The organism is Collinsella sp. AF37-9, from assembly GCF_003475115.1.
Classification (GTDB): Bacteria; Actinomycetota; Coriobacteriia; order Coriobacteriales; family Coriobacteriaceae; genus Collinsella.
Genome location: NZ_QROQ01000027.1, coordinates 1 through 5,626 on the forward strand (window position 1 = coordinate 1; position 5,626 = coordinate 5,626).

At 61.3% G+C, this 5,626-nt stretch carries 4 protein-coding genes; 2 read left to right on the plus strand and 2 right to left on the minus strand.

All coding sequences use genetic code 11. From position 1 onward, the window contains the following. Window positions 1-70: 70 nt before the first annotated feature. Entirely contained in the window at window positions 71-1,231 is a 1,161-nt protein-coding gene (locus DW024_RS08085) for an FprA family A-type flavoprotein (RefSeq protein ID WP_233541356.1), read from the minus strand. A 129-nt stretch (window positions 1,232-1,360) separates the two neighbouring features. Continuing rightward, the gene (locus DW024_RS08090; protein WP_118377432.1) at window positions 1,361-2,347 is read right to left on the minus strand and encodes a LacI family DNA-binding transcriptional regulator; all 987 of its coding nucleotides are present in this window, start codon (window positions 2,345-2,347) and stop codon (window positions 1,361-1,363) included. Window positions 2,348-2,730: 383 nt separating this feature from the next. Between DW024_RS08090 and DW024_RS08095 the strand changes: the two genes are divergently transcribed. After that, complete coding sequence (locus DW024_RS08095) at window positions 2,731-3,936, plus strand: galactokinase family protein (protein WP_118377423.1); 1,206 nt, start codon at window positions 2,731-2,733, stop codon at window positions 3,934-3,936. Next, a complete protein-coding gene (locus tag DW024_RS08100) occupies window positions 3,927-5,555 on the plus strand; it encodes a UDP-glucose--hexose-1-phosphate uridylyltransferase (protein ID WP_233541357.1) in 1,629 nt (542 codons plus the stop codon). The genes DW024_RS08095 and DW024_RS08100 overlap by 10 nt, the downstream gene beginning before the upstream one ends. The last annotated feature ends 71 nt before the right edge of the window (window positions 5,556-5,626 follow it).

Genomic DNA, 5,626 nt, shown 5'->3' on the forward strand with positions numbered 1-5,626 from the left:
GATGTCCAAGAAATGGGAGGCAGTTCACTGTCCCCTTTGTGGTGGTTGAGCATCAGAAGTGAATGTGTCGCTACTTGGACAGCTCGTCGGCGAGAACCTCGATCTGAGCGCGCGAGGCGTCGTTGAGCGAGCCCAGCACGGTCACCTTGTTCTGCGCCAGGGTGATGTCCTTCATGCCCTCGAGCTCCTTGGTCATAACCTTGGCAGCGGTGGGCGCCCAGGAGCCGGCCTCAACGAGCGCCACCGTACGGTTCTGATAGGCGTGCTCGGCAAGCGTGTGGATAAAGGTGCTCATGAACGGGAAGATCTCGCCCTGATAGGTGATGGAAGCGAGCACCAGACGGTCGTAGCGGAACGCATCCTCAACGGCCTCGGCCATGTCGTCGCGAGCCAGGTCAAAGACGGAGACCTTCTGGCCGCGAGCATCAAGCGCTGCGGCGAGCTCCTCGACGGCAGCCTTCAGATGGCCATACACGCTCGCATAGGCGATCGTGATGCCCTCGTCCTCGGGCTGATAACTCGACCAGGTGTTATAGGTGTCGAGGTAATAGCCCAGGTTCTCGGTCAGTACGGGGCCGTGGAGCGGACAGATGATCTGGATATCCAGATCGGCGGCCTTCTTGAGCACGGTCTGCACGAATTTGCCGAACTTACCGACGATGCCAAAGTAGTAGCGGCGCGCTTCGCAAGCCCAGCCTTCCGGGTCCTCGATGTCGTTGGCGCCGAACTTGCCAAAGCCGTCGGCACTAAAGAGCACCTTGTCGGTGGACTCGTAGGAGAAGATCACCTCGGGCCAGTGCACGTTGGGGGCGCCGACAAACGTTAGGCTGTGGCCACCCAGGTCGAGCACGTCGCCCTCTTTGACGACCATCTTACGCTCGGGGTAGTCGGTGCCAAAGTAGTTGACCATCATGCGGAAGGCGCCCATGCTGGCCACAATCTGTGCCTGGGGGTAGCGCTCCATAAAGGCGGCGATGCCAGCAGAGTGATCGGGCTCCATGTGATGGACGACCAGGTAGTCGGGCGTACGGCCGTCGAGCGCGGCCTCGAGGTTGCCGAGCCATTCGTCGACAAAGCCAGCGTCAACCGAATCGGCGACAGCGATTTTATCGCCCAAGATAACATAGCTGTTGTATGCCATGCCGTTCTCGGACACGTCGTACTGGCCCTCGAACAGGTCAATGTCGTGATCGTCGACACCGATGTAGCGGATATCCTTGGTGATCTCCATCAGGCAAAGCCTCCTAGATAGACAAAAGAACCCGTCTATCATAACACTCGGCAGTATCCCAGCTGTTATCTGCCGGCATCCATACCGATTGTTATTGAAATACGATAAATCGCCGTTTACCTGCGCAAACTATGCGCGCGGTACCGCCGTGCTATGTCGAATAATGAGCTGGCCGGGAATACGAATGGCAACGGTTTTGCCCGCCGTACCCGCCTCGGGAACCGCATGCTCGAATACCTCGCGTCCGCGCTGATGTAGATCAAATCGCACGGTCGTGAGCTCGTTGTGTGCCACAAAATCATCGAGCGAATCATCGACGCCCACCACGCTCACGTCCTCGGGCACGCGCAAGCCACTATCGCGCAGCGCTGCAATTGCGCCGTTTGCCATCTGGTCGTTTGCCGCGTAAATCGCCGTCATGGTGCGGTCGTGCTCGGCCAGATATCTGCCGGCCTCGTAACCGCTGTTGGCAGACCAGTCGCCCTCGAGCGGCGTCTGCGGCTTAATGTGCCTACGCTCGAGCGCATCCTGCCAACCGGCTCGACGAAATTGCTCGTCGACCGAGAACGACGGGCCGCCAATATAGCGAATTTGCTCATGCCCCAGCTCAAACAGGTGATTCATAAGCAAGAGCGAGCAGCCGTAATGATCGGAGTCTACCGTGGTCACCCGCGGGTGCGCGTACATGGTAACGATGACCGTGCCAATGCCCGGCAGTGGATCAAACGTCTCAAAATCGGGCGCCATACGGCTCATGCCGATAATGATGCCGTCCACAGGCAGCGCGGCCATACGACGCGTTGCCTCGGCAAGCGAAAACTCCTCGGTCTTGGACATCTCGACCAGCGTGATGGCGCAATTATGCTCGCGAGCAGCGCTGGCGATGCCGTCGATCATTGAGAGGTTGCCAAACTTGGTGACATCGTTGACGCACAGACCGACCGAATGGTAGCGGCCGTCGCGCAGCGAGCGACCGGCATAACTCGGACGAAAGCCGAGCTCTTGCATAGCGGCCTGCACGCGCTGGCGCGTCTGCTCGTTAACGTTGGGCAAGCCGTTGGCGACGCGCGAAACCGTCTGCTGCGAAACGCCAGCAGCGCGGGCGACGTCGGCCATGGAGACCGGACGCGTACCTGTATCGTTGGACGGGCGCCTTGCCACAGGATCACCTTCACCGTTGCGAGATCTGAATAGCGTGCATGCCGGCCCGGGCAGAAATACACCCCGCGCCGAGGCCCGCTATCGTCGGACGCATGTTAACGTACTCTACTTTTTCAATCCGCAACTCTTCTGCTCTATAAGTCCATACGGCAATACCGTTCACGGCTGAATTTCTACCGATTACCAGATTCTCAAAAAGTGATAAGCGTTGTGTTATGAGTACGTTAACATAGCCCGTAACGTGCGGCATCGTAGATGCTGAGTTCACGCTGCTTCAGATTGTTAACGTACTCACTACGACGGAAAACTCGTCAGTATGCGCCAAGGAAAGGACTCCCATGACCACCCCCGACGAAAAGACACTCGCCACGCTCACCAAGCTGTTCGAGGAGGAGTTTGGGCCCATCGGCGATCGCCAGGTGCTCTATGTGCACGCGCCCGGCCGCTCCGAGATCAGCGGCAACCACACCGATCACGAGGGCGGTCACGTTATCGCCGGCTCGCTCGATGTCGCTGTTGACGGCATCGCCGTGGCAACCGATTCCAACAAGGTTCGCGTCGCCGACGAGGGCTATCCTACGTTTGAGATCACGCTCGACACGCTGGATATTCAAGAGTCCGAGAAGGGCACGTCCGCAAGCCTCGTGCGCGGTATGGCCCACGAAATCGCTGCTCTGGGCGTTGAGCCCCAGGGCTTCGACTTTGCCTTTACCTGCTCCGTCCCCTCGGGTGGCGGCCTTTCTAGCTCCGCCGCTGTCGAGGCGGCTTACGGCCGCGCCATGGAGACGCTCTGGGGCGCGCCCGCCATTGAGCCCGTCGCGCTCGCCCAGATGAGTCAGCGCACCGAGAACAACTATTACGGCAAGCCCTGCGGTCTTATGGATCAGGCGGCTGTGTGCCTGGGCGGCCTCGCCTACATGGACTTTGAGGATCAGGCTCAGCCTAAGACCCAGAAGCTCGAGCTCAACTTTGAGGATCACGGCTATGCGCTCGTGCTCGTTAAGGTTGGCGCCGACCATGTGGCGGCTACCGACGACTACGCCGCCGTTCCGCGCGAGATGCAGGACGTCGCCGCCGAGTTTGGCAAGGCACGCCTGTGCGAGGTCAACGTTGCCGACCTTGACGCCAAGCTCCCCGAGCTGCGCGCCAAGCTGGGCGACCGCGCCTGCCTGCGTGCCGTTCACTACTGGTACGAGAACGGCCTGGTCGACAAGCGCTGGGCAGCCCTGAACGCTGGCGACATTGACCAGTTCCTGGTCCTGACGCGCGAGTCCGGCGCCAGCTCCGCCATGTACCTGCAGAATGTTGTTGCCAAGCTGGGTTCCGAGCAGCCTTCCATGTATGCCCTGGCGCTGGCCGAGCACGTGCTCGACGGCCGCGGCGCCGTCCGTATCCACGGTGGCGGCTTTGGTGGCACCATCCAGGCCTTCGTGCCGCTCGATCTGGTCGACACCTTCATTGCCAAGATGAACGGCTGGCTGGGCGAGGGCTCTGCCCGTCACTACGCCATCTCTGACAAGGGGGCTTACGCGGCATGGCTGTAATGACTGACGTGCGCGAGGCCGCGCAGAACCTGATCGAGTACGCTATCCACCGGTCGATGATCGGCCAGGACGACCGCATCTGGGCATACAACACCATTCTGGAGTGCATCGGTGCTACGGGCCCGGCGCTTGACATGGCCTGGGCACTCCAGGTTGAGAAACTCTCACTTTTGCACCCCGATACCCTGCCCGACTTTGACCTTGAAGGCACGCTTGCCTCGCTTTCCGAGGCTGCCGTTGCCAACGGCGCCGCCGAGGACACGGCGTCGGGCCGCGACCGCATCGCCATGCGCATCATGGGCGCGCTCATGCCGAGGCCTTCGGTTGTAAACGAAGAGTTCAACGGACGTATGGGCGTCAACGAGCCTCGCGCCGCAACCGACTGGTTCTACGGCCTGTGCTGCGACGCCGGCTACGTGCGCCGTGCCGCCATCGCGCGCAACATCAAATGGAGCACCCCAACCAACTGGGGCGATCTTGAGATCACTATCAACCTGTCCAAGCCTGAGAAGGACCCGCGCGATATCGCCGCGGCAGGCGCAGCCAGGAACAAGGGCGAGAAGTATCCCGCCTGCCAGCTCTGCATCGAAAACGAGGGCTATCCCGGACGCTCCGCCGCAGCCGACGGCGGCGCTCACCCCGCCCGCCAGAATCTGCGCGTTATCCCCATCCAGCTCGACGACGAGCGCTGGGGCTTCCAGTACAGCCCGTACGCGTACTTTAACGAGCACTGCATTGCCATGAGCTCCGAGCATCGCCCGATGCACGTCGACCGTAAGGGTCTGACCTGCCTGCTCGATTTTGTGGACCTGTTCCCGCATTACTTCATCGGCTCCAACGCCGACCTGCCTATCGTGGGCGGCTCAATTCTGTCGCACGACCACTTCCAGGGCGGCGCGCACAAGTTCCCCATGATGCATGCCACCGAGGTTTCGCAGTTTAGCGTGCCTGGCTTTGACCAGGTCAGCGGTACTGTGCTGCAGTGGCCACTTTCGGTGCTGCGCCTGCGCTCGCACGACCGTGCTCAGCTGCTCGATGCCGCCGAGAAGATTATCCTCGCCTGGCGCGAGTGGACCGATGAGTCCGCGGGCGTCATCGCGCACACAGCCGATGGCGTGGCCCACAACACCGTGACGCCCGTCATCCGCCGCATCGACTCCCGCGGCAATGCCGGCGGCGAAATCTACGAGGCCTACCTGGCGCTTCGCTGCAACATCACGACCGACGAGCATCCGCTGGGCGTGTTCCACCCGCATGCCGAGTATCACCACATTAAGAAGGAGAACATCGGCCTGATCGAGGTCATGGGCCTGGCCATTCTGCCGCCGCGCCTGGTTCCCGAGCTCGGTGCTGTCCGCGAGCACCTGCTGGCGGCCAAGGCCGATGCCAGCTACGATCTCGCCGCCGCGCTCGAGGGCGATGATCTTTGCCGCAGCCACGCCACATGGGCCGAGGACGTTTTTGCCCGCCGCGCCGACGAGCTTACGGCGGACAACGCCATCGATATCCTGCACGAGGAGGTCGGCGTGGTGTTTGGCCACGTGCTCGACAACGCCGGCGTCTTTAAGTGGGACAAAGCCGGCCGCGCCGCCCAGCAGCGCTTTATCGACTCGCTGTAATAATCCCTTGGGGACGGAGGAAAACGAATCATTTCGTCTTCAAGACAACGGCGCCCGCCGGCAACATCGCC

What these genes read in the sequence shown, in the direction of transcription:
- DW024_RS08085 (WP_233541356.1), bottom strand. Translation starts at nt 1,231, where the DNA reads ATGGAGATCACCAAGGATATCCGCTACATCGGTGTCGACGATCACGAC.
- DW024_RS08090 (WP_118377432.1), bottom strand. Translation starts at nt 2,347, where the DNA reads ATGGCCGACGTCGCCCGCGCTGCTGGCGTTTCGCAGCAGACGGTTTCG.
- DW024_RS08095 (WP_118377423.1), top strand. Translation starts at nt 2,731, where the DNA reads ATGACCACCCCCGACGAAAAGACACTCGCCACGCTCACCAAGCTGTTC.
- DW024_RS08100 (WP_233541357.1), top strand. Translation starts at nt 3,927, where the DNA reads ATGGCTGTAATGACTGACGTGCGCGAGGCCGCGCAGAACCTGATCGAG.